The sequence below is a fragment of the Saccharopolyspora halophila genome (assembly GCF_039531955.1).
GTDB classification, from domain to species: domain Bacteria; phylum Actinomycetota; class Actinomycetes; order Mycobacteriales; family Pseudonocardiaceae; genus Saccharopolyspora; species Saccharopolyspora halophila.
The window spans coordinates 1-22,806 of the sequence record NZ_BAAARA010000018.1; the positions used below are offsets into that span (position 1 = coordinate 1).

The window sequence follows — 22,806 nt, forward strand, 5'->3', positions numbered from 1 at the left end:
CCCCTAGCAGCGGAAACGCTCCAACGCGAACGGGGCCAGGTCGCGCCGGTACAAATCCGGTACGACCTGGCCCCGCCAGGGTGTGTTTCCTAGCTCGGGGAAACGGAGCGGCAGATCAGGATTGTGCCTGCGAGCAGGACGCCGCCGAGAAAAGGGCAAACTTGCTCGGCGTAGCACGTGACCGCTCCTCGCCACAGTTTCACGCGTTTGAAACTTCGCTCCATGGTGTTGCGGCTGCTTGTGGATTTCCGCGTCGAAGGTTGTTGGTCGACCATCCGCCGAGCTTTTGGCCTTGTAAGCGGGCGGTCTGTTCGCGCCGTTCGGCGATCGCGTGCCCGGCACGATGTCGGCGCGTTTCCCGGAGGGAGCCCCTGCGGGATGTGCATCATGCGTACGGCTAAGTGAAATGTTTACCGGTTTGCTTAAAGGGGCGCGTCGAGATAATTCTTTCTGCCGGGGTCAACTCCGCACTCGAAATGACGGTTCATCTATAAGGAGAAACGCAGTGGACTTTACGCACAGCTCGAGCTTCCGCCGGATCGCGGTGCTGTTCATCGCGCTTATCGGATTGGTCATGTTTTCCGCGCAGGCTTCGGCTCAGCCCTTCGAACCGACAACGACGACGTTGCAGGCATCGCCCACCACGGCGACCGTGGGGCAACAGGTCGTGCTGACCGCGACGGTCAGCTGCCCGGGTTTCGCACCGGGCGGGCTCGGCGTGACCTTCTTCGACGGCTCAGAGCTGCTGGACACCGTCCCGGTCGATGCCAACGGTCAGGCAAGTCTCACAACGTCTTTCGCCACCGAGGGTCCGCACACCATCACCGCTTCCTACAACGGCGACGAAAACTGCGGCGCGTCGAACACCACCACGACCGTAGACGTTTCGGCCGAACCGACGCCGCCGGCGCCGGCGCCGGAGCCGTGCGGGTGCGGCTTGATCAACATCAACGTCTTCAGCAACAACGCCAACGGGCGGGAGGCAGCCTGAGGCTCGCGGTGCGAACGCCAGGCCATCACCGGCGAAGTTCGCGAGGCTGGTGGCGGATCGCGAAATGATGCCGGTCATCGGCCCCGGCTCCATCGTGGAGTCGGGGCCGATGACGGTGGCGCGCCGTGCGATGAACCTGTTCACGGGTCAGATCTGGGGCGCGTCGACGTAGGTGTAGGTCAGTTGCGCGCTCGTGCCTCCCGGAGAGGTGACGGATACCTGGGCGGCTCTCGTACCCGGTGGGACCGTCGCAGCGATGAGGGCATCCGACAAGACCGTGAACGCAGCCGGCGTGCCGTCGAAGGTGACCGTGCTGGTGAAGGTCAGGTTCGAGCCCGTGATCGTCACGTTGTTCCCGCCGGTGGCGGGTCCCTGGTCGGGCGTGACCGCGGTGATCACCGGGACGGCGATGTAGGCGAAGGACACCGCGTTGCTGGTGCCGCCCGGTGTGGTGACGACGACGGGTGCGGGCCCTGCGGCTCGGGGCGGTGCGGTGGCGGTGATCTGGGTGTTGGAGGTGACGGTGTAGGAGACGGCGGGAGTTCCGCCGAAGGTGACCGCAGTGGCACCGGAAAGATCGGAGCCCGTGATCGTGACGACCGTGCCACCGGCGACCGGGCCCCTGGTCGGCGAAAGGTTGAGCAGGACCGGGGCGCTCACGAAGAAGACGACGACGGTCTCGTTGCTGGTGCCGCCCGGTGTGGTGACGACGACGGGTGCGGGCCCTGCGGCTCGGGGCGGTGCGGTGGCGGTGATCTGGGTGTTGGAGCTGACGGTGTAGGAGACGGCGGGAGTTCCGCCGAAGGTGACCGCAGTGGCACCGGAAAGATCGGAGCCCGTGATCGTGACGACCGTGCCACCAGAGGTCTGCGCGTTCGCCGGACTGACGCCGGTCACGGTGGGGGTAGGCGGGGCCTGGTAGTTGAAGAACACCGGATTGGTGCTCGTGCCGCCCGGCGTGACGACCACTACTCGGGCCGGGCCCGCAGGACGGGGTGGCGCGGTCGCGGTGATCCGGGCGTTGGAGTTGACGGAGAACGGAGCGGAGGTGCCGCCGAAGGTGACCGAGCTGGCACCGAGGAACGCCGATCCGTTGACGGTGACGGTCGTTCCGCCTGCGGTTGGCCCCGAGGTCGGGCTGATGGAGGTCACCGCTGGAACGGCGAGCGCCCCTGAATCGGCGCGGACATCCGCGTTCTCCGATGACGGGCCGTCTGGCTGAGGATGTTTGGTCATGGTGTCCTTCGTGCACGAAGCCAACGTGGTCGAGGCTCGGCGAAGTGCCGGGCGCGGCGCCGCAGGCGCCTGAATTCGGCGCCTGCGAGCCGCTGGACGCCCTGCGTGGCGGTGGGCCGGGACCGCCGACTCAGCGGAAGCCCCGGCCGACCTTGCGGGTTAGATCCCGGGCCCTGCGACGTAGGTGAAGCCCGCGATCAGGGTGTCGCTGCCACCGGTCGTCGTGACCGTCACGTCGGCAGTTCCGGCAGCACCGGCCGGAGTGACCGCCGTGAGCTGCGTGTCCGACACGACGGTGAAGCTCGCCGCCACTCCGGCGAAGGTGACCTGGCTGGTCGATGTCAGCCCGGCGCCGTCGATGGTGACCGGAGTGCCACCCGCCGTGGACCCCTCGGTCGGGTCGATCGCGGTCACGGTCGGCGCGGCCACGTAGGTGTAGGAGAGACCATTGGTCGTGCCCGCTGCGGTGGTGACGGTGATCGGCACTGTTCCCGCCGCACCTGCCGGGACCGTCGCAGTGACCACCCCGGCGTTTGAGCTGATGATCGTACCCGCGTTGGCGCCGAACGTGATCGCGCTGGCGGTGTTGAGGTTCGACCCGGTGAGCGTAACCGTGTTGCCTCCAGCGGTAGCCCCCGATGTGGGGCTGACGCTGCTCTTAGTGGCGGTTTCGATGTAGTAGAACGGCACCGCGTTGCTGGTGCCGCCCGCCGTGGTCACGCTGACGTCGGCCGCGCCGTGACCGGCCGGCGATACCACGTCGACCTGGGTCGGAGTGTTGCCGGTGATCGTCGCTAAGTTCGCGCCGAAGCGCACGGCACTGGTGTTGGCCAGGCCCGTTCCGGTGATCGTCACTTCGGTTCCCCCGGCGGCGGAGCCTTGGTTCGGAGAGATTGGCATACGTCCTCGTTCCAGTCGTGTGTGTCAGGGACATGCCCGCAGAACACCCCGCCCCCCATCGCGCTGTTGCCCTGAGTAATCGCAATGCGCTTAGTCGGAGGTTGACCAATGCGGACAGTGACCAAGGCTAGTAGGTATGTCGCTTTTTGTAACCAGATCGACACTAATAGTAACTTTTTCATCCCGGTGGCCGTACCACTGACGACTGACCGTCAGGCGTTGGTCCAAGCGCCCAGACCGCTTGACCACGCATGGCCGAAGGAACCCTCGAGCAGTTACGGAGAGCCCATCGCCACTGCTCGAGCTCAGGTCAACCGTCCTGCCGCCGGCACTCGCAGGTGCGCCCGCTTGCGGGGAGCGGGGGTGTTCGGTTGTGTGCTCGGGGAGCGGACGTGAAAGGGGTGCGTCCGGGGCTCACGTGGCGGGAGTGGTGATGCCTGGATTCGCCGGTTCGTCCAGCGCCGGTTCACCGCGTCGCCGGTCGTTCGAGGCGCTGCTCGGCTTCCGTCGCGGCGGTTCCGCGGTGCGCAGGCAGGACCGCTACGCGCTCGTGCTGGGCCTGCTGCTGTTCAACTACGTGCTGGGAATGTTCCCGGCAGACGAGCTCGGTGATGCGTGCCGTCTCGTGGTGTTCGTCGTGACGTTGCTGCTCGCGGTGCGCACGTCGCACGTGCACCGCTCGACCGCGCGTTGGATCGCTGTCGTCATGATCACCGGGACCGTCGCGGTCGCGATCCTGCTGCTGGCCGGGGCGGACGCGCTCGGCGCCGGGGTGCTGAACGCTTGGATGAGCGCCGTATTGCTGGTGACGGTGTTCGTCATCGTCCGGCGTGTGCTCACCCACGAGGTGGTCACCGTCAACACCATCTTCGGTGCGTTGAGCGCATACTTCCTGATCGGTTTCATGTTCGCCGCGATCTACGGGGCCATCGTGAACCTCGATCCGACCCCGTTCTTCGCCGGCGGCAAGCGGGCGAGTGCCGGCGTGCTGCAGTACTTCAGCTTCACGACGCTGACCACCCTGGGGTACGGGGATTTCACGGCTGCGACCCAAGCAGGCCGTTCGCTGGCCGTCCTCGAGGCTCTGGCCGGGCAGATCTTCCTGGTCACGCTAGTCGCGCGCCTGGTGTCGGCGTTCCGCCCCGGCGCTGGCGCTCGAGATCGGTGACCAGGTCGCGACCCGTCCGATTCCGTGCGGTGAGCAGGAGCGCTCTCGATGGTTCGCCGGGTCGCAGCGGGGCTGTGCTCTGGGTGTCCCGCTCCGACGGCGCGGGACACCGGCCCGTACGCTCGGGCACAACGGACTTGTTCGCGAAGCCGGCGCGCCGATGGGGGCGCGCGTGCGGCTTATCCTGGGTATCCGGAACGGACGTGAGGGTCCGGCCGAAAGGGAGATGTAGTGGCAGCCACCGAGAACGCCCGCCAGCTGGCCCTGGTCGCCGCACAGGCGGCGGCGGACAAGAAGGCCACCGACGTGGTGCTGATGGATGTCTCCGAGCAGCTGGTGATCACCGACTGCTTCATGATCGCCTCGGCGCCCAACGAGCGGCAGGTCGAGTCCATCGTGGAAGCGGTCGAGGAGAAGATGCGCGCCGCGGGCACCAAGCCGGTCCGGCGGGAGGGTGCCCGGGAGGGCCGCTGGGTCCTGCTGGACTTCGTCGACGTCGTGGTCCACGTCCAGCACGACGAGGAGCGCTCCTTCTACCAGCTGGAGAAGCTGTGGAAGGACTGCCCGCGCATCGAGTTCGTCGACGCGGGGACCCCGGACGAGGGCGACGAGGCGTGAGCCTGGAGCAGCTCGTGCTCTGGCGGCACGGCGAGACCGACTACAACCTCGCCGGGCGGATCCAGGGGCACCTGGACAGCTCGCTGACCGACAACGGACTGCGGCAGGCCCGGCTGGCCGCGCCGTCGATCGACGCCTTCGAGCCCTCGGTGGCGGTCAGCTCCGACCTCAACCGGGCCCGCACCACCGCCCAGGTCTACGCCGAGGTCAGCGGGGCCGGAGTGGCGCTGGACAAACGGTTGCGCGAGACCCACGTGGGCGAGTGGCAGGGGCTCAGCGGGGCCGAGGTCGAGCACGGCTGGCCCGGAGCGCTGAGCACCTGGCGAGCCGACCCGACCTGGGCTCCGCCCGGTGGCGAGTCGCGGGTCGAGGTCGCCTCCCGCGCCGTCGAGGTCGTGACCGAGCTGGACCACGGCCACCGGGGCACCGCGCTGCTGGTCGCCCACGGCGGGCTGATCACCGCGCTGACCGCGAAACTGCTGGCCCTGCCGGTGGAGTCCTGGCCGATCCTCGGCGGCATCCGCAACTGCCACTGGGTGGTGCTCAAGCGCCGCGGCGGGGGAGACCACCGCTGGCGCCTGATGGCGCACAACGCCGGGGTCGGCGAGTAGAACCGACGTCGTAGGGTTGCGCCGTGCCCATTGCAGTCGTGACCGATTCCACGGCATACCTGCCGTCCGGATACGCGGACCGCTACGGCGTGCGCATCGTGCCGTTGCACGTCAGCGTGGACGGCGGTGCGCCGGTCGACGAGACCGCGTTCTCGCCCGCCGAGCTGGCCGAGTCCCTGGAGCGCAAGCAGCGGGTCACCACCGCCAGCGCGACCTCTCGCGAACTGGCTCGCGCCTACCGGCGGGCCCTCGACGACGGTGCCGACGGTGTGGTCGCAGTGCACCTGTCGCGGCAGCTCTCGGGCACCTGGGACGCCGCCCGGCTGGCCGCCAGGGAGACCGATCCGGACCGGGTCCGGGTGGTCGACTCCCGCTCGGCGGCGATGGGGCTGGGCTTCTCGGTGCTGGCCGCCGCCGATGCCGCCGCCTCCGGTGCCGGTCTCGACGAGGTGGAGCGGGCCGCCGCGGTGACCGCCGCGCGCACCACCACGGTGTTCTCGGTGCCGACGTTGGAATACCTGCGGCGCGGCGGCCGCATCGGTACCGCCGCCGCGGTGCTGGGCACGGCGTTGGCGATCAAACCGCTGCTGCACGTGCACGACGGCCGGATCGAGGCGCTGGAGAAGGTGCGCACCACCACGCGCGCGATGGCCCGGCTGCGCGACATCTCGCTGGACGCGGCGGGATCCGGGTCGGCCGCGATCGCGGTGCACCACCTGGCCGCCGCCGAGCACGCCGACGAGCTCGCGGCGAAGTTCACCGCCGAGCTGGGGGACTCCGCGCAGTGCGTGGTCTCCGAGGTCGGCGCGGTCATCGGAGCGCACATCGGGCCCGGCGCGGTCGGCGTCGTGGTTCTCCCGAACGGGTGGCGTTTTCGCGCCTGAAAACCCTTCGGTGGACTGATTCCACACCATCGGGCCGAATCAACGCGATCTTGAGGTCGCGGCCGTCTGATACACGAAATTTCTTGCTGGGCAACGAGTTTCGACGGCGCTACGGTCGTCGCCATGTTGGACGGCAAGGTCTTCAGCACCCGTGACGACGGTCTTCGCGACGCTCTCGGACCGCAGCAGCGGTTGCAGGCGCTGCACCGGCGAGCCGGTCGGGAGGAGCCGCGCGAACGGGTTTCCCGGGATTACTCGGTGGACCCGCCACCGGACACCGCGCGACGATCCCCGCTGCGGCGCTTCGCGGAGCGCTGGCTGCCCGAATCCCTGCTGCGGTCCAGAGTGGACCCGGGCCGTGCCGGGCTGCTCGCGATCGCGCTGGTGACCGTCGTGGTGCTGATCGGTGTCCTCGCGCTCGCCACGAGCGCCCGGCCGACGGCCGAGGAAGCGCCGCCACCGCTGCCGCCACCACCGGTGGAGACGACGACCAGCACGAGCGCTCCGGCGGAGCTGGTGGTCAGCGTCGTCGGGCAGGTGCAACGCCCCGGTCTGGTCACGGTCGCCGAAGGTGCCCGGGTCGCCGAGGCCGTGGAGGCGGCCGGTGGCGCGTTGCCGGGCACGGACCTGACCACGCTCAACCTGGCGCGCCGGCTCACCGACGGCGAGCAGCTCTACGTCGCGGTGCCGATACCGCCGCGGGTGCGCCAGCCCGAATCGGCCGCGCAGCAGAGCGGTTCCGGGAAGGTCGATCTCAACAGCGCGACCGAGGAGCAGCTGGACGAGCTGCCGGGCGTGGGGGAGGTGACCGCCGAGCGGATCCTGAAGTGGCGCGCCGAGCACGGCGGGTTCGACTCGGTGGACCAGCTGGGCCAGGTCGGGGGTATCGGTGAGGTGCGCCTGTCCCGCCTGCGCGAGCTGGTCCGGGTGTGACCGCCCGGCTGGACCTGCGACTCGCACCCGCGGCGCTGGCGGTCTGGGCGGTGACCCTGCTCGGGCTGTGGGCGGGCTGGTTGCCCGCGGCCGTGGTGGCCGCGCTCGCCTGCTTCGCGGTGCTCCCGCTGTCGCGGGTGCGTTCCCGGGCGGGGGCGCGGGCGGTGCTGGTGGTGCTGCTGCTGGCCGGGGTCGCCGCGAGCGGTATCGCGGTCCGGTCGCACACCGCAGAGCGAAACCCGTTGCGGCTGGCTGCCGAACGCGGTGAGTCGGTGACCGCGCGGGTCGAGCTGACGATGGCGCCGCGGCCGCTGCACGGCACGTCGTTCGGGGCGAGTCGAGCGGAGGATCGAGCGCTGGTGCGGGCCGAGCTGCTCTCGGCCGAACTCGGCGGCGCTCTGGTCCGGGCGGGTGGCTCGGTGGTGCTGCTGGTGCCGACCGAGTCCTGGCGGGACCTCATCGCCGGGCAGCGGGTCACCGTCACGGCCCAGGCCGTGCCACCGCGGGCGGGTGAGCTCACCGTCGCGATGCTGCCGGTGTACCGGCCTCCCGCCGAGGTCGAGCCGGCGCCGGAGTGGCAACGCCTGACCGCCGAGATGCGGGCGGGACTGCGCGAGGTCGCCGCCGCGCGCCTCGGCAGCGAGGCGGCCGGGTTGTTGCCGGGGCTGGTCGTCGGGGACACCAGCGGGCTGCCGCCCGAAGTCCGGCAGGACTTCGAAACCGCGGGGCTCTCGCACCTCACCGCGGTCTCGGGTGCGAACTTGGCGATCGTGTGCGGGGCGGTGCTGGTGCTGCTGCGGTTGCTCGGCGCCGGCCCGCTCCCGTCGGCGATCGGGGCCGGTTTGGCGCTGCTCGGGTTCGTCGGGCTGGCCGGTCCGGAGCCCAGCGTGCTGCGGGCGGCGGTGATGGGCGCGATCACCTTGCTCGCGCTGGTGCTGGGCAGGCGGCGGTCGGCGCTGCCGGTGCTGTCGGCGAGCGTGCTCGTGCTGCTGCTGGTCCTGCCGGAACTGGCCACCAGCGCCGGGTTCGCGCTCTCCGTGGCGGCCACCGCCGGGCTGGTGCTGCTGGCACCGGCGTGGGCGGCGGTGTTGCGTGATCGGGGCGTGCCGAGCGGATTGGCCGAGGCCATCGCTGTTCCGGTGGCCGCGCACCTGGTCACCGCGCCGCTGATCGCCGCGATCGCGGGCGAGATCAGCCTCGTGGCCATCCCGGCGAACCTCCTGGTGACACCAGTGATCGCTCCGGCCACGGTGTTCGGCGCGCTGGCCACGGTCGTCGCGCCGGTCGCGAGCTGGCCAGCTGGAGCGCTGTGCGCGCTGGCCGGGCCCGAGCTGGAGTGGGTGCTGCTCATCGCCGAGAAGGCCGCCTCCGTCCCGGGTGCGGCGTTCGACTGGCCCGCTGGGACCGGTGGGGGAGCGCTGCTGGCCGTGCTGGTGGTCATCGGTCTGATCGTGTTGCGCGGCAGGCGGATTCGATTGCTCGCGGCGGTCGCGGTGCTGCTCGCCGCGTTGGTCGTGGTGCCGGTGCGCACGGTGCTGCCGGGGTGGCCGCCGACGGGCTGGAGCGCGGTGGCCTGCGATGTGGGGCAGGGCGACGGCCTGGTGCTGTCGACCGGAAGGAAGGGCGAGGCGGTCGTGGTGGACACCGGACCGGACCCGCGACGAGCCGCGAAATGCCTGCGGCGGTTGGGTATCCGGCGGATCTCGCTGATCGTGCTGAGCCACTTGCACGCCGACCACGTCAACGGCCTGGCCGGTGTGCTCTCCGAGATTCCGGTCGGCGCGGTGGCGATCGGACCGCTGCGCGAACCGCGCTGGGCCTTCGAGGAGGTGGTCGAGGCGGCCCGCCAGCACGGCACGCCGATCCGGACGATGCACTCCGGGCAGCGACTGGCGGCCGGGCCGAGCCTGTCGCTCGCCGTGCTGGCCCCGGACCCCGGATCGGCCGACAAGCAGACGGCCGAGGACGCCAACGACGCGTCGGTGGTCCTGCGTGCGAGGACTCCGGTGGGGCGCGTGTTGCTCACCGGCGACATCGAATTGCAGGGGCAGGCCGAGCTGCTCTCCGGTGACGCGGAGTTGCGGGCCGAGGTGCTCAAGGTCCCGCACCACGGCTCCCGCTACACGGCGCCGCGGTTCTTGCGGCGCGTGCGGCCGCGGGTGGCGTTGATCAGCGTCGGCGCGGGCAACGATTACGGGCACCCGAGCCCGGTGATCACCGACGGGCTCGCCCGTGCGGGCGCTCGTGTGCTGCGCACCGATCGGGAAGGAGACATCGCGATCCTGCCAGGCGAGCGGGGTCCGGAGCTGCGCACGCGCGGCGATCCGATCCGCGCCGTGGATTGAGCGCGAAAACGGGTGGCCGTCCGCATCGGACGACCACCCGCGTCGAGTTCAGCGGCCGGGGCTCAGAGACCCAGCGCCTGGTTGACCGAGTCGGTGGTGGGCTCGACCGTGGCCTTCGGCCCGATGGAGTCCTGCACCGCGTCCAGGGTCTTGAGGCCGTCGCCGGTGATCAGCAGGACGGTCTCGGCGTCCGGGTCGATCTGGCCGGCCTCGATGAGCTTCTTGGCGTTGGCCACGGTCACGCCGCCCGCGGTCTCGGCGAAGATGCCCTCGGTGCGCGCGAGCAGCTTGATGCCCTCGCGGACCTCCTCGTCGGTGACGTCCTCGATGGCGCCACCGGTCTTGCGCACCACGTCGAGCACGTAGGGGCCGTCGGCGGGCGCGCCGATGGCCAGCGAGCGGGCGATGGTGTCCGGCTTGACCGGCTGCACCACGTCGTTGTTCTCCTTGAACGCGGTGGCCACCGGCGAGCAGCCGCTGGCCTGCGCGCCGAAGATCTTGACCGGGCTCGGCTCCACCAGGCCGACCTGGCCGAGCTCGTTGAAGCCCTTGTAGACCTTGGTCAGCTGCGAACCGGAGGCGATCGGAACCACGATCTGCTCGGGGATCCGCCAGCCCAGCTGCTCGGCGACCTCGTAGGCCAGGGTCTTGGAACCCTCGGAGTAGTAGGGGCGGACGTTGACGTTGACGAACGCCCAGTCCTCGTGATCACCGGCGAGCTCGGTGGCCAGCCGGTTCACGTCGTCGTAGTTGCCGTCGACGGCCAGCAGGGAACCGTCGTAGACCGCGCTCATCAGGATCTTGGCGCGCTCCAGGCTCTTGGGGACCAGCACCACCGAGTCCCAGCCGGCCCGGGCAGCGGCGGCGGCCACCGCATTGGCCAGGTTGCCGGTGGACGGGCAGGCCAGGACCTTGAAGCCGAACTCGCGGGCGGCGGCCAGCGCGACTGCGACGACGCGGTCCTTGAAGGAGTGCGTCGGGTTGCCGGTGTCGTCCTTGATCCAGATCTTCTTGACGCCGAGCGCCTTGGCGAGGTTGTCGGCCTCGAGCAAGCGCGTACAGCCGGGCTCGGTGTTGGCGATCCGGTCGACGTTGCTCGGCACCGGGAGCAACTGCTTGTAGCGCCAGATGGAACGCGGGCCGGCCTCGATCTCCGCGCGGCTGATCTTGCCGAAGTCGTAGGCGACCTCGAGCGGCGAGAAGTCCTCGAGGGACACGAATTCGGGAGCCAGGGGCTGCCGGTGCCCTTCTTCCTTCGACACCAGTTCGACGGCGTTGCCGAGGTCGAGCTTCTTGGCGGTCTGGGCAGCAGCGGTCATCGCGAGGTCCTTTCCTCATCTATCCCGCGGGCACGGGTCGGAATTGGCACCGCTTTCGACCGAGACCTCGCGAATGGACATCACGGACCATCGGACGGACGGTTGCCGGGGCTTCAACGGGCCGTTCCCTCTGCCCCTCTGGATGAGCTATTCCATTTTAAACAGCTGACAAGCACGCTAGTGGACTTCCCACGATCCTGGCCAGTGCGATCCAGATGACGGAACTGTCGGGAGCGCGTGGCACGATGCCGGATATGAGCTCCCCGGCCGTGGTCGCCGACCCGTTGCACTTGGTTCTCGGAGACGAAGAGCTCCTGGTTGAGCGCGCGATGTGGTCCGCGGTGAGCGCCGCTCGCGCGGCCGACCCGGAGACCGAGCTGCGCAGGGTGAAGGTGAGTGAACTCACCCCTCCGGAGCTGGTCGAACTGCTCAGCCCGTCGCTGTTCGCCGAGGGGCGCGTGGTCGCCATCGAGTCGGCGCAGGACGCGGGCAAGGAGATCGCCGAGGCGATCCTGGACTACGCCAAGCAACCCGCCGACGGCATGACCCTGGTGGTGCTGCACAACGGTGGTGGCCGGGCCAAGCACGCCAAGGAGCTACCCAACGCGCTGAAGAAGGCCGGTGCTCGGGTCACCGAGTGCAAGAAGATTACCAAGCCCGCCGAGCGCGAGGCGTTCGTCCGCGACGAGATCAAGCGCGCGGGCGGCAAGAGCGACTCCGGCGGTGTCTCCGCTCTGATCGAAACGGTCGGCTCGGATCTGCGCGAACTCGCCTCGGCCGCCTCCCAGCTGGTCGCCGACACCGGCGGCGGCAAGGTCACCGACGAAGTGGTCCGCCGCTACCACCGGGGCCGCGCGGAGGTCACCGGCTTCGTGGTGGCCGAGAAGGCCGTCGTCGGCGACCGCGCGGGCGCGCTGGAAGCGCTGCGCTGGGCCATCCAGCTCGGTGTGCCGCACGTCCTGATCGCCGACGCCCTCGCCGACGCGGTCCGCACCATCGGCCGGGTCGCCGCCGCGGGTGCCCGCAACGACCCGTTCCGGCTGGCCGGTGATCTGGGCATGCCCGCCTGGAAGATCAAGAAGGCCCAGGCGCAGTCCCGGGGCTGGACCCCCAACACGATCGCCGAAGCGCTGCGGGTCACCGCCGAGGTCAACGCGGGCGTGAAGGGCATGGCCGCGGATGCCGACTACGCCCTGGAGCGAACGGTCCTGACGCTGGTGCAGCTCCGCAACCAACGCCCCTGACCGCTCAGGCCACGCCGAGCAGCACCACGCCGCAGAGGACCACCGCGGCCCCGCTCAGGCGGCGGACCGGCTGGGGTTCGCCGAGCAGGCGCCAGGCGAGCAGCCCGGCGATGACGATGCTGAGCTCACGCCCCGGGGCCACCAGGGTGACCGGAGCCAGCCGCATCGCGAACAGCACGAGGACGTAGGACAGCGGCGACAGCAGGCCCACGGCCAGGATCTCCCGCCGGTGCCGCCGCCACGTCTCGGCCAGCGCTGCGCGGCGCGTCGCGGCGTAGGGGGACAGGAGGGCGCTGCGGGTGAGGTTGTTCGCCCAGTCGAACAGCAGCGGCGATAGCGCCAGGCCGGTGACCGCGTGGGCGTCCCAGAGCGTGTAGGTGGCAATCAGCGCACCGGTGAGCAGCCCGAAACCGATACCGGCGAGGTTCGCCCCGCCGCGCGGCACTCCGTCGGAGAGCCCGATCGCGAAGACGCCGATCACCACGAGCAGGGCGCCGCAGATCCCGATCCATCCGGGGCGTTCGCCCAGCACCAGCACCGCGACGATCACCGCCAGCATCGGCCCGGTTCCGCGGGCCAGCGGGTACACCACGGACATGTCGCCGAGGGCGTACCCGCGCTGCAGCAGCAGGAAGTACCCGAGGTGGATCGCCGCGCTGACCAGCACCGCCGTCGCCCAGGTGCGCACCGGTGGGATTCCGGTGGTGAGCACCGCGCCCGCGGCCACCGGCAGGTACAGCACGGTCGAGCAGGTCGCGGTCAGCCACACGAAACCGGCGCCGGACGAACCGGCGCGCTTGGCGAAGAAGTTCCAGCCCGCGTGCGCGAACGCGGCCAGCACGACGAGGACTGCGGCGGTGATGCCCATTCGGGACCCTCTTCCGGCCGCGCGGGCGCGCGGCAGCGGGTCCCCTCAGGGCTTTTGTCCCGTCAGGTGTGCCACCCCGCTCCTCCGGGAGTGGCTGGTGCCGCTCGGACCGGGCCTCCGCGCTCCTCGTTGTCGGGTGCGGAACCGGAGCGGGAGCGGAACCCTAGGCACAGACCTGGCGAACGTACGTCCGCTCAGGCGCCGACGGCAAGCTTCCAGCCGAGGCTGAGCACCAGACCGGTGATCACGGTCAGGAACATCCGGCGGACGAAGCCCGAGCCGCGCCTGGTGGCGAGCACCGCGCCGCTGACGCTGCCAGCCACGTTGCACACCGCCATGACCAGTCCCAGGCCCCACAGCACCTTGCCCGCCGGGATGAAGAAGATCAGCGCGCCGATGTTGGTGGCCACGTTGACCACCTTCGCCGTGGCCGAGGCCGTGACGAAGGCGAATCCGACCAGGCTGACCAGCCAGAAGACCAGGAACGATCCGGTTCCGGGACCGGCGATGCCGTCCCAGAAGCCGATGCTGGCCCCGCCGAGCAGGAGTACGAGCAGCTGCGCGCGGTGCCCGAACCGGGGTTCGTGGGACGAGCCCATGCCCGGCTTGCGCCAGGTGTAGATGCCGACGGCGATCAGGGCCACCAGCACCACGACGTTGAGCACCGACGGCGGCAGCGCGTCGGCCAGCGCCGCGCCGCCGAGCGACCCCAGCAGCGCGACCACGGCCATGGACAGCGCCGAGCGCCAGTCCATCGGTGTGCGTCGTGCGTAGGTGCGGGCGGCCGCCGCCGTGCCCGCGATGGAGGAGACCTTGTTGGTGGCCAGCGAGTAGATCGCCTCGCCGCCGGGCATCAGCATCATCATCGCGGGCAGCTGGATCAGCCCGCCGCCGCCGACGATGGCGTCCACGGCCCCGGCCAGGAACGCCGCCGCGCACAGGAAGAGCAGTCCGGCGAGGGTGAGATCGGCGAATCCGGGCCATTCCAGGGCAGTGAGCACGAGGGGCGAGGTTATGTCCCCGGAGAGGTCTGGACCCCTGTCTTGTGACCATGCTCGCCCGCCGAGGCCGGTCGGCAAAGCCGCAGGTGAGGATTGCTAGCATGGACCTTCGCGTCGTGCGGCGTTCCGCCGTGGAGGAAAACCGGTCCTTCGGGATCGGGCCGATGACAGCGCGACGCGAACACGAGACCGACGAAAGGTGCAGGCAGTGGCCAACATCAAGTCCAAGGCGAAGCGGATCCTGACCAACGAGGCCGCGCGGCAGCGCAACAAGACCGCGAAGTCCGCGCTGAAGACCTCCATCCGCAAGTTCCGCGAGGCCGCTGCCGCCGGCGACAAGGACAAGGCCGTGGAGCAGCAGCAGGCCGCCGCGCGCGAGCTGGACAAGGCCGCCAGCAAGGGCGTGATCCACAAGAACCAGGCCGCCAACAAGAAGTCGGCGATGGCCGCGCGCGTCAACAAGCTCTGACGCCACAGCGCCAAAGAGGGCCCTTCCCCAAGTCAACTGGGGAAGGGCCCTTTTCGCGTTCCAGGGCCGGTGACAGTTTTGCCTATAACTGTCCGGACATTTCGGGCTCCGGAGGTGCACAGTTTTAGGCAAAACTGTCAGTCAGCTGGTCACCAGTCGTGGATCGCGCCGTCTCGGCGGCGGTTCACCGGGAGGTAGCGGGGGTTGTAGGGGAACTTGGCCGCCGCTTCCTCGTCGACCTCGACGCCGAGGCCCGGGGCTTCGCCCGGGTGGAGGTAGCCCGAGTCGAGGCTGTAGCTCGGGCGGAAGACCTCGGCGGTCTCCGGGGTGTGGCCCATGTACTCCTGGATGCCCAGGTTCGGCACCGCCAGGTCCACGTGCAGGGCGGCCGCCAGCGACACCGGGGAGAGGTCCCCGGCGCCGTGCGAACCGGTGCGCACGCCGTAGAGCTCGGCCAGCGAGAAGATCCGGCGCAGGTGCGTGATCCCGCCCGCGTGCGAGACCGAGGCGCGGATGTAGTCGATCAGCCGCTCGGTGATCAGCTGCTGGCAGTCCCAGATCGAGTTGAACACCTCGCCGACCGCGATCGGGGTCGTGGTGTGCTCCCGGATGCGCCGGAACGCGCTCTGGTCCTCGGCCGGCGTCGGGTCCTCCATCCAGAACATCCGGTGCGGTTCCAGGTCGCGGCCCAGCCGTCCCGCCTCGATCGGGGTCAGCCGGTGGTGCACGTCGTGCAGCAGGTGGAAGCCGAACCCGAACCGCTCCCGCACCGCGCCGAGCACCTCCGGGGCGTGCCGCAGGTACGACTCGGTGTCCCAGCGGCTCTCCTCCGGCACCGCAGAGGAAGCCGGTTCGTAGAACTGGCCCTTGGGCGGTACCCCGTAGGCCTTGTCCACCCCGGGAACCGAGGCTTGCGCCCGCACCGCCAGGTAGCCCTCGTCGAGGTGCGCGGCCACGTCGTCGAGCAGGGCCGGGATGTCCTCGCCGGTGGCGTGGCAGTAGGCGAGCACCCCGTCCCGCGCAGCCCCGCCGAGCAGCTGGTAGACCGGCAGTCCGGCGACCTTGCCCAGGATGTCCCACAGCGCGATGTCCACCGCGGCGATCGAGGTCATCGTCACCGGCCCGCGTCGCCAGTAGGCGCCCTTGTACAGGTACTGCCAGGTGTCCTCGATGCGGTTGGCATCGCGGCCGAGCAGCAGCGGGCAGACGTGGTCGCGGAGGTAGGACGCGACAGCGAGCTCCCGGCCGTTGAGCGTGGCGTCGCCCCAGCCCACCACGCCGTCGGCGGTGGTGAGCTTGAGCGTGACGTAGTTGCGCCCGGGGCCGGTGACGATGACCTTCGCGTCGACGATCTTGGACAATGAGCCCTCACTCTCAGTGGGATTCGTGGCGGGGCCAGTCGGCGTACTCCTCGCCGCCACGGCGGTTCGGTGCGGTTTCCGGCAGCATTCGCAGTCCCAGCAGGCTCAGCGCGATGAGCACGGCCACGTAGACCGCGACCCAGACGAATCCGCCGCCGGCCAGCACGAGCAGGGCCGAGGCCACGACGGTGAACGGGCCGCTGGCGATCATCGCGCCGAACTGCCAGACCACCGACACGCCGCTGTAGCGCGCGGCCGACGGGAACAGCTCGGGGAAGTAGGAGGCCTGCGGCGCGTAGGTGCCCGCGTGGCCCAGCGCCAGGCCGGCGATCATCAGCGCGGTGATCACCACGACGTTGCCGGTCTCGATGGCCAGGAACGCCGGCACCACCAGCACCAGGTTGAGCACGGCGGCACCGATGAACGTGGTGCGCCGGCCGATGCGGTCGGTGAGCCTGCCCCACAGCGGAAGCATGATCAGTTCGGCGACGATGGCGATGATCACCGCGTCCAGCACGATGCCGCCGTCGACTCCGTGCTGCTCGGCGTAGGAGACCAGGAAGATCGTGTAGAGCGGGAACACCGCGGCCTCGACGAACTTCGCGAGCAAGCCGCCGACGACCTCGCGGCGCTGATCGCGCAGCAGCGTCTTCAGCGGGGCCTGCTGCGGGCGCTGTTGGTCCTTGACGGCCTGGAAGGTCTCGGATTCCGGCACGCGCAGCCGGATGTAGAGGCCGACGACGACCACGATGAAGCTGAGCAGGAACGGAATCCGCCATCCCCAGGCCAGGAACGCCTGCTCGGAGAGCTGCGCCTCCAGCACCGCGAACAGCGCGGTGGGGATCAGGTACGCGGCGGGCGAGCCCATCTGCACGAAGCTGGCGTAGAACCCGCGTTTCTCGGGAGGAGCGGCCTCGGCGGTCAGCAGCAGCGCGCCGCCCTGCTCGCCGCCGACGCCGAAGCCCTGGATCAGCCGGACCAGCACCAGCACCACCGCAGCCCAGATCCCGATCTGGTCGTAGGTGGGCATCAGGCCGACCACGAAGGTGCCCAGCCCGGTCAGCAGCAGCGTGTAGACCAGCGTCTTCTTGCGGCCGAGCCGGTCGCCGACGTGACCCCACACCAGCCCGCCGAGCGGGCGGGCGAAGAATCCGACCGCGTAGGTGGAGAACGCCGCGAGGGTACCGACCATCGGGTCGATCTCTGGGAAGAAGACCTTGTTGAACACCAGCGCGGAGGCGGTGCCGTAGATGAAGAAGTCGTAGTACTCGGCGATGGTGCCGATGACCGAGGCGGCAACGGTGCGGCCCAGCGATCTCGTCCCGCTCGGCGTCTGCTCCGGGCCGGCTGCCCGGGCGTCGAGGTCCGTCGGCATTGACCCTCCTCCAGGTTTGAATACCAGCGCTACCATACAAGCGTTCCGAACCAGCGAGTCAAGACCGGCCGATAAAGTGGATCCATGGCAGCGAGCGCACGCAAACCTTCTGCTCGGGTGCAGGTGCACCGCGAGCTCAGGCATCGCATCATCACCCTCCAGCTGCCGCCCGGCCATCCGCTGTCCGAGAACGAGCTGGCCGGAGAACTCGACGTCTCCCGAACTCCGGTGCGGGAGAGCCTGCTGCTGCTCGCCGACGAGGACCTCGTGCGGGTGTTCCCGAAGATGGGCTCGTTCGTCGCCCGGGTGGACCCGCAGCGCATCGCCGACGCGCAGTTCGTCCGGGAGGCCGTCGAGGTCGCCTCGCTCACCGACGCCGTCGAGCACCGCACCGATCAGGACGTCCGCGAGCTGCGCGAACTGCTGGAGCAGCAGCGCGCGGCGGTCGACGACGCCGAGCGCTTCTTCGAGCTCGACGAGGCCTTCCACCAGCGGCTGCTGGCCACGGGCGGGCACGGGAACGCCTGGCGCACGGTCGAGCAGGCCAAGGCCCACCTGGACCGCGCGCGCCGATTGGGCCTGCGCACGGTCAGTCCCGTCGCCGCGCTCATCGACCAGCACAGCGACATCGTCGACGCGCTGCTCGCCCAGGACCTCGAAGCCACCGTTCGGGCGCTGCGCAAGCACCTCCGCGCGGTCTTCGACGACATCGAACGAGTCCGCGCCGAGTCGCCGGATCTGTTCGTCGACGGCGAGGACGAACGCCCCATCCGCAAGAGCATCACCGTCCTCGGCTGAGCGGGACGGGCTTCCGGCCGGACCTGCCGCCGATCCTCGGGCCGGGTAGAACGGGTGGCATGGAGGTCCTCAACAGCCGGATGATCCTGCGGCCCGGAGATCGCGAGCGGACCGTGGCGTTCTACCGCGACGTGCTGGAACTGGCGGTCTCGCGGGAGTTCCCGGGTGGCACGGTGTTCTTCCTCGGGCAGGGATTCCTCGAGGTCTCCGGGGAGGGCGAGCACGGGGCGGGGCCGGACCAGGTGCTGTGGTTGCAGGTCCGCGACCTCCGCGCGGAGTTCGACGAGCTCAGCGCGCGGGGCGTGACCGTACTGGCGGCTCCCGAGCGCAAGCCCTGGGGTCTCGACGAGGCCTGGATCGCCGATCCCGACGGCGTGCGGATCGTCCTGGTCGAGGTGCCCGCCGACCACCCGATCCGCCGCGACACCCGAGGCGACCGGTAGTACCGCGGCGTCCTCGCCGCACGAGGCCGGGGACCTCCGGCGACGCGCGTCGGTGAGGTGGTGTTCGGCTCGCGGCGGCACCGGCCGGAGCGGCTCGGGGGCCGGTCGCGAGTCCGGCGACCGGGAGTTGGGCTCCAGGTACTGCGGGTGGCGTGGGACCATGGGGGAACGCCCGCATCGCCGAACGGTGCCGGGCGCCGCCGACCGCAACATGGACGCCGCCCACAGCCACGAGGGAACACTGAGTGAGCAGTTTCGCCGACACCACGTTCACGCAGCCGGAGCGGATCCGGAACTTCTGCATCATCGCGCACATCGACCACGGCAAGTCGACGCTGGCCGACCGCATGCTGCAGCTCACCGGTGTGCTGGAGGAACGCGCCTACCGGGCCCAGTACCTGGACCGGATGGACATCGAGCGCGAGCGCGGCATCACGATCAAGGCGCAGAACGTCCGCCTGCCGTGGACCGTCGACGGCGAGGACCACGTCCTGCACATGATCGACACTCCCGGGCACGTCGACTTCACCTACGAGGTCAGCCGTTCGCTGGCCGCTTGCGAGGGTGCGATCCTGCTGATCGACGCCGCGCAGGGCATCGAGGCGCAGACCCTGGCGAACCTCTACCTCGCCATGGAGCACGACCTGCAGATCATCCCGGTGCTCAACAAGATCGACCTGCCCGCCGCCGAGCCGGACAAGTACGCCAACGAGCTCGCCCACCTCATCGGCTGCGAGCCCGACGACGTGCTGCGCGTGTCGGCCAAGACCGGCGACGGCGTGGGCAAGGTGCTCGACGCCGTGGTCAACGAGGTGCCCGCGCCGGAGGGCGACGCCGATGCGCCCGCGCGCGCGATGATCTTCGACTCGGTCTACGACACCTACCGCGGCGTGGTCACCTACATCCGCGTGGTCGACGGCAAGATCACCCCGCGGCAGCGGATCAGGATGATGGCCACCAACGCCACCCACGAGCTGCTCGAGGTCGGCATCATCTCGCCGGAGCCCAAGCCCTCCGACGGGCTCGGCGTCGGCGAGGTCGGCTACCTGATCACCGGGGTGAAGGACGTCCGCCAGTCCAAGGTCGGTGACACCGTCACCGCCGAGAAGAAGGGCGCCCAGGAGCCGTTGCCCGGCTACCGCGAGCCCAAGCCGATGGTCTACTCCGGGCTCTACCCGGTCGACGGCAGCGACTACCCGCTGCTGCGCGAGGCGCTGGACAAGCTGCAGCTCAACGACGCCGCGCTGACCTACGAGCCGGAGACCTCCGGCGCGCTGGGATTCGGGTTCCGCTGCGGCTTCCTGGGCCTGCTGCACCTGGAGATCACCCGGGCCCGGCTGGAGCGCGAGTTCAACCTGAACCTGATCTCCACCGCGCCGAACGTGGTCTACGAGGTGGAGCTGGAGGACGGCACCCAGCTGGTGGTGACCAACCCCTCAGACTGGCCCGAGGGCAAGATCAAGGAGGTCTCGGAGCCGATCGCCAAGTGCACCGTGATCGCCCCGTCGGAGTTCGTCGGCGCGATCATGGAGCTGTGCCAGGGCAGGCGCGGTCAGCTCGGCGGCATGGACTACCTGTCCGAGGACCGCGTCGAGCTGCGCTACACGATGCCGCTGGGCGAGATCGTCTTCGACTTCTTCGACCAGCTCAAGTCCCGCACCCGCGGCTACGCCTCGATGGACTACGAGGAGTCGGGCACGCAGGTGTCGAACCTGGTCAAGGTCGACATCCTGCTGCAGGGCGAGGCGGTCGACGCCTTCAGCGCGATCGTGCACCGCGACGGTGCCTATGCCTACGGCACCAAGATGGCCACCAAGCTGCGCGAGCTCATCCCGCGGCAGCAGTTCGAGGTGCCGGTCCAGGCGGCCATCGGCTCGCGCATCATCGCGCGCGAGACCATCCGCGCGATCCGCAAGGACGTGCTGGCCAAGTGCTACGGCGGTGACATCAGCCGGAAGCGCAAGCTGCTGGAGAAGCAGAAGGAAGGCAAGAAGAAGATGAAGACCATCGGGCGGGTCGAGGTCCCGCAGGAGGCCTTCGTCGCAGCGCTGTCCACCGACGGCGACGCCGCCAAGGAAGAGAAGCCCAAGGGCAAGAAGTAACGCGCGGTGGCGTCCGGTAACGGATCGTCGGTGCCGGCTGGTCGACTTTCCGTCGACCAGCAAGGAGGGCACCGTCATGGGGGAGAGGACCGGTCCGCACGGCATCGTCCGAGGTCGCCCGTTCACGGTGCACGACCTGGCGGCGATGCCGGCGGACGGCAACCGGTACGAGCTCCTCGACGGGGTGCTCCTCGCGACTCCGGCTCCGGGCACCGCGCACCAGAAGGTGGTGCTGCGGTTGGGTGCGCTGCTGGACGCGGAACGTCCCGACGAACTCGAGGTGCTGCCCGCTCCGTTCGCCGTGCGCGCGTCGGTCACCACCGAGCTCCAGCCGGACCTCCTCGTCGCGCGCGACGAGGACCTGACCGACGCGAACCTGCCCGCTCCGCCCGTGCTGGCGGTCGAGGTCCTGTCGCCGAGCACCAAGCTCCACGACGTAAACTCGAAGAAGGCCGCCTATGAACGGCTCGGTGTGTCGAACTACTGGGTGGTCGATCCGGTCGAGCCGCGGCTGACCGCGTTCGACCTGGCCGGCGATGGCGCCTACCGGAATCTGGCTTCGAAGGCCGTCGGGCCCGAGGCCTTCGAAGCGACGAAACCGTTCCCGGTCCGCGTGGTCCCGAGCGAACTGCTCGGCCGCCGGAGGCGATAGTGAGAACGATCGTCGTGCGGGTGCGGCTGGCGGCTTCGGTCTAGCAGGACGTTCCAACCGGGGGAGCGGGCGGATGCCCAACCTCCTTCAGCTGCGCGAGGCGGCTGGCGGTCCGTGCGAAATCGCCGTCATCGGTTAGGGTTTCGGCGACGGTGCGCTCGGCGGCGACGTGCGGGGTGGTGTCGCGGTCGCAGAGGTCGGCGACCAGGTCGGGGAAGCGGCGCCGTGCCTGCTCGTCGCGGTCGGCGAGCGCCGGGACTCCGCCGAGCACCCAGGTGCCGAATCGCTCGGCCAGCGCGAGGTCGTCGCGGGTGGACATCGCGGTGCCGCACAGGTCGTGGCAGTCGAACCACACGAGCCCTTCGCGCACCGCTGCTCGCAGGGCTCGGTCGTCGATGTGCAGCGCCGTGCGCTCCTCGAGTCGCGTGCCGGGAGCTCGACCGCGCCCCAGGAGCCAGCCGCGAACCGCTGCCCGGTGTCACCCGTCGTCCGGAAGTCCTCGCCGGTGAGCTCGAGGACGCGGTGCTGGCGCTCGATCAGCTCGATGGCCGGCTCGAACAGGTGATGGTGGATCGGGGTGGGCAGCAGGTCCACCGGGCGGTAGTTCGAGGTCGTCACCAGGGTCACCCGGCGCGCGATCAGATCGCGCAGCAGACGGGTGATCAGCGCCGGGCGGACCGGCCCGCCCGACGTGCGATCGGCAGCTCGCCGGATCGCCGCGCTGCTCGACCGCGCGCTGGCGTCCCGGCGAGGTGACCGCGCTACGCGCTGGTCACCGAGGTCGCGGGTGACCCGGAGCAGCACGAGCTGCCGGTGCGCGCCGCGTTCTCCCGCGAACTGGCCGCCGAGCTGTGCCGCTCCCTCGGGGCCGGTGAGCCCGAACACGCCGCGGCCGGGCTGGTGAGCCCGTGCGAGGGGCTGGTGTTCGACCGCGTGATCGGCGCCGGTTCGCTGGATTCCCCGAGGCGGGGAACGCGGCCAGCGGGCAACGACTGGCCGCGGCCGTGCGGCCTACCTGCGCGGGGTCCTGGTGGAATAGAGAACGTCTATCGCAAGCATCGAGATTCGGTCTGGTCGGACGGCGACCTGGGAAAACCACCCGATTTTGTGACCCGCGACGCGCTGCGCGCTCTCGGAGCGGTTGGTGGGGCGTGCTGCGGCCGCTAGGCTCCGGGTGCGCAAAGACATTGCGATGCTTCGGTTTTGCCGAGCTTTCGACGTTCTCATCGCCTGCGCCACTCAAAGGTGGCGTGCTCGATGCTGCCTGGAGGTTGTTGGTGGACCCATCCCGCGAACGGCTGCCGATCTCGGATCCGCAGCAGCAGTCGGCGACCGCGCTCGACGCGCGCGACCAGAGCCCGGCTTTCCAGCCGCGGCAGCCGCTACGTCCGCCGCAGGGCGCCCCGAACGTGGTCGTGGTGCTCATCGACGACATGGGTTATGGCGCGCCGAGCGCGTTCGGCGGCCCGTGCCACATGCCGACCGCGG

22 protein-coding genes, 1 pseudogene and 1 riboswitch are annotated in these 22,806 nt (G+C 70.0%); of the genes and pseudogenes, 14 read left to right on the forward strand and 9 right to left on the reverse strand.

Annotated features, from left to right (window positions below; genetic code table 11):
- Positions 1-544 precede the first annotated feature (544 nt).
- Positions 545-991, forward strand: coding sequence for an Ig-like domain-containing protein (locus ABD289_RS20095; RefSeq protein WP_344135097.1), 447 nt, complete (start codon positions 545-547; stop codon positions 989-991).
- A 147-nt stretch (positions 992-1,138) separates the two neighbouring features.
- On the opposite strand, the gene ABD289_RS20100 is transcribed toward ABD289_RS20095, so the two are convergent.
- Together ABD289_RS20100 and ABD289_RS20105 are read right to left on the reverse strand one after the other, a co-directional pair.
- Complete coding sequence (locus tag ABD289_RS20100; RefSeq protein WP_344135100.1) at positions 1,139-2,143, reverse strand: IPT/TIG domain-containing protein; 1,005 nt, start codon at positions 2,141-2,143, stop codon at positions 1,139-1,141.
- 243 nt (positions 2,144-2,386) lie between these two features.
- Positions 2,387-3,127 (reverse strand): IPT/TIG domain-containing protein, encoded by a 741-nt coding sequence (locus ABD289_RS20105; protein WP_344135103.1) that lies wholly within the window; start codon positions 3,125-3,127, stop codon positions 2,387-2,389.
- 433 nt (positions 3,128-3,560) lie between these two features.
- Here ABD289_RS20105 and ABD289_RS20110 point away from each other — a divergent pair, with 433 nt between their 5' ends.
- From ABD289_RS20110 to ABD289_RS20135, 6 genes are all read left to right on the forward strand, one after another.
- The gene (locus tag ABD289_RS20110; RefSeq protein WP_344135106.1) at positions 3,561-4,295 is read left to right on the forward strand and encodes a potassium channel family protein; all 735 of its coding nucleotides are present in this window, start codon (positions 3,561-3,563) and stop codon (positions 4,293-4,295) included.
- A gap of 231 nt (positions 4,296-4,526) precedes the next feature.
- Positions 4,527-4,913 carry a ribosome silencing factor gene (gene rsfS / locus ABD289_RS20115; RefSeq protein ID WP_344135109.1) on the forward strand — a complete coding sequence of 129 codons (387 nt, stop codon included), beginning with the start codon at positions 4,527-4,529 and terminating at the stop codon, positions 4,911-4,913.
- Positions 4,910-5,524 (forward strand): histidine phosphatase family protein, encoded by a 615-nt coding sequence (locus ABD289_RS20120; protein ID WP_344135112.1) that lies wholly within the window; start codon positions 4,910-4,912, stop codon positions 5,522-5,524. The genes rsfS and ABD289_RS20120 overlap by 4 nt, the downstream gene beginning before the upstream one ends.
- Before the next feature lie 23 nt (positions 5,525-5,547).
- Positions 5,548-6,408, forward strand: a complete 861-nt coding sequence (locus tag ABD289_RS20125) for a DegV family protein (RefSeq protein ID WP_344135115.1) — start codon at positions 5,548-5,550, stop codon at positions 6,406-6,408.
- 123 nt (positions 6,409-6,531) lie between these two features.
- The gene (locus ABD289_RS20130) at positions 6,532-7,341 is read left to right on the forward strand and encodes a ComEA family DNA-binding protein (protein WP_344135118.1); all 810 of its coding nucleotides are present in this window, start codon (positions 6,532-6,534) and stop codon (positions 7,339-7,341) included.
- On the forward strand, positions 7,338-9,686 hold the full coding sequence (locus ABD289_RS20135) for a ComEC/Rec2 family competence protein (RefSeq protein ID WP_344135121.1): 2,349 nt from the start codon (positions 7,338-7,340) through the stop codon (positions 9,684-9,686). Before ABD289_RS20130 ends, ABD289_RS20135 begins: the two co-directional genes overlap by 4 nt.
- 62 nt (positions 9,687-9,748) lie before the next feature.
- Here the strand turns inward: ABD289_RS20135 and thrC are convergent, their stop codons facing one another.
- Positions 9,749-11,005: a threonine synthase gene (gene thrC / locus ABD289_RS20140; RefSeq protein WP_344135124.1), complete on the reverse strand. Its 1,257-nt coding sequence runs from the start codon at positions 11,003-11,005 to the stop codon at positions 9,749-9,751.
- Positions 11,006-11,017: 12 nt separating this feature from the next.
- Positions 11,018-11,154, reverse strand: a riboswitch (SAM riboswitch).
- A 105-nt stretch (positions 11,155-11,259) separates the two neighbouring features.
- On the opposite strand from thrC, the gene holA reads away from it, so the two are divergent.
- Positions 11,260-12,249: a DNA polymerase III subunit delta gene (holA, locus tag ABD289_RS20145; RefSeq protein WP_344135127.1), complete on the forward strand. Its 990-nt coding sequence runs from the start codon at positions 11,260-11,262 to the stop codon at positions 12,247-12,249.
- A 4-nt stretch (positions 12,250-12,253) separates the two neighbouring features.
- Here the strand turns inward: holA and ABD289_RS20150 are convergent, their stop codons facing one another.
- Positions 12,254-13,117: an EamA family transporter gene (locus tag ABD289_RS20150; protein ID WP_344135130.1), complete on the reverse strand. Its 864-nt coding sequence runs from the start codon at positions 13,115-13,117 to the stop codon at positions 12,254-12,256.
- A 194-nt stretch (positions 13,118-13,311) separates the two neighbouring features.
- On the reverse strand, positions 13,312-14,118 hold the full coding sequence (locus tag ABD289_RS20155; protein WP_344135133.1) for a TSUP family transporter: 807 nt from the start codon (positions 14,116-14,118) through the stop codon (positions 13,312-13,314).
- A gap of 208 nt (positions 14,119-14,326) precedes the next feature.
- On the opposite strand from ABD289_RS20155, the gene rpsT reads away from it, so the two are divergent.
- The gene (rpsT, locus tag ABD289_RS20160) at positions 14,327-14,587 is read left to right on the forward strand and encodes a 30S ribosomal protein S20 (RefSeq protein ID WP_344135136.1); all 261 of its coding nucleotides are present in this window, start codon (positions 14,327-14,329) and stop codon (positions 14,585-14,587) included.
- A 149-nt stretch (positions 14,588-14,736) separates the two neighbouring features.
- Here rpsT and manD read toward each other — a convergent pair whose 3' ends face one another.
- Positions 14,737-15,948: a D-mannonate dehydratase ManD gene (gene manD, locus ABD289_RS20165; RefSeq protein ID WP_344135139.1), complete on the reverse strand. Its 1,212-nt coding sequence runs from the start codon at positions 15,946-15,948 to the stop codon at positions 14,737-14,739.
- A gap of 13 nt (positions 15,949-15,961) precedes the next feature.
- Positions 15,962-17,323, reverse strand: a complete 1,362-nt coding sequence (locus ABD289_RS20170) for an MFS transporter (protein WP_344135142.1) — start codon at positions 17,321-17,323, stop codon at positions 15,962-15,964.
- Between the two features lie 84 nt (positions 17,324-17,407).
- Between ABD289_RS20170 and ABD289_RS20175 the strand changes: the two genes are divergently transcribed.
- From ABD289_RS20175 to ABD289_RS20190, 4 genes are all read left to right on the forward strand, one after another.
- Positions 17,408-18,121 (forward strand): GntR family transcriptional regulator, encoded by a 714-nt coding sequence (locus tag ABD289_RS20175; protein ID WP_344135146.1) that lies wholly within the window; start codon positions 17,408-17,410, stop codon positions 18,119-18,121.
- Between the two features lie 59 nt (positions 18,122-18,180).
- Entirely contained in the window at positions 18,181-18,564 is a 384-nt protein-coding gene (locus ABD289_RS20180) for a VOC family protein (protein WP_344135149.1), read from the forward strand.
- Positions 18,565-18,809: 245 nt separating this feature from the next.
- Complete coding sequence (gene lepA / locus ABD289_RS20185) at positions 18,810-20,666, forward strand: translation elongation factor 4 (RefSeq protein ID WP_344135152.1); 1,857 nt, start codon at positions 18,810-18,812, stop codon at positions 20,664-20,666.
- Between the two features lie 76 nt (positions 20,667-20,742).
- Positions 20,743-21,318, forward strand: coding sequence for a Uma2 family endonuclease (locus ABD289_RS20190; RefSeq protein ID WP_344135155.1), 576 nt, complete (start codon positions 20,743-20,745; stop codon positions 21,316-21,318).
- Positions 21,319-21,358: 40 nt separating this feature from the next.
- On the opposite strand, the gene zapE (ABD289_RS20195) is transcribed toward ABD289_RS20190, so the two are convergent.
- Both zapE (ABD289_RS20195) and zapE (ABD289_RS25390) read right to left on the reverse strand, forming a co-directional pair.
- Positions 21,359-21,769: an AFG1/ZapE family ATPase gene (gene zapE / locus ABD289_RS20195; protein WP_344135161.1), complete on the reverse strand. Its 411-nt coding sequence runs from the start codon at positions 21,767-21,769 to the stop codon at positions 21,359-21,361.
- A 41-nt stretch (positions 21,770-21,810) separates the two neighbouring features.
- A pseudogene (gene zapE, locus ABD289_RS25390) lies at positions 21,811-22,203 on the reverse strand (AFG1/ZapE family ATPase); the annotation flags it as partial.
- 365 nt (positions 22,204-22,568) lie between these two features.
- Here zapE (ABD289_RS25390) and ABD289_RS20200 point away from each other — a divergent pair.
- Positions 22,569-22,806, forward strand: a 238-nt coding sequence (locus tag ABD289_RS20200; RefSeq protein WP_344135158.1) for a hypothetical protein, incomplete at its 3' end; no start/stop codon positions are given.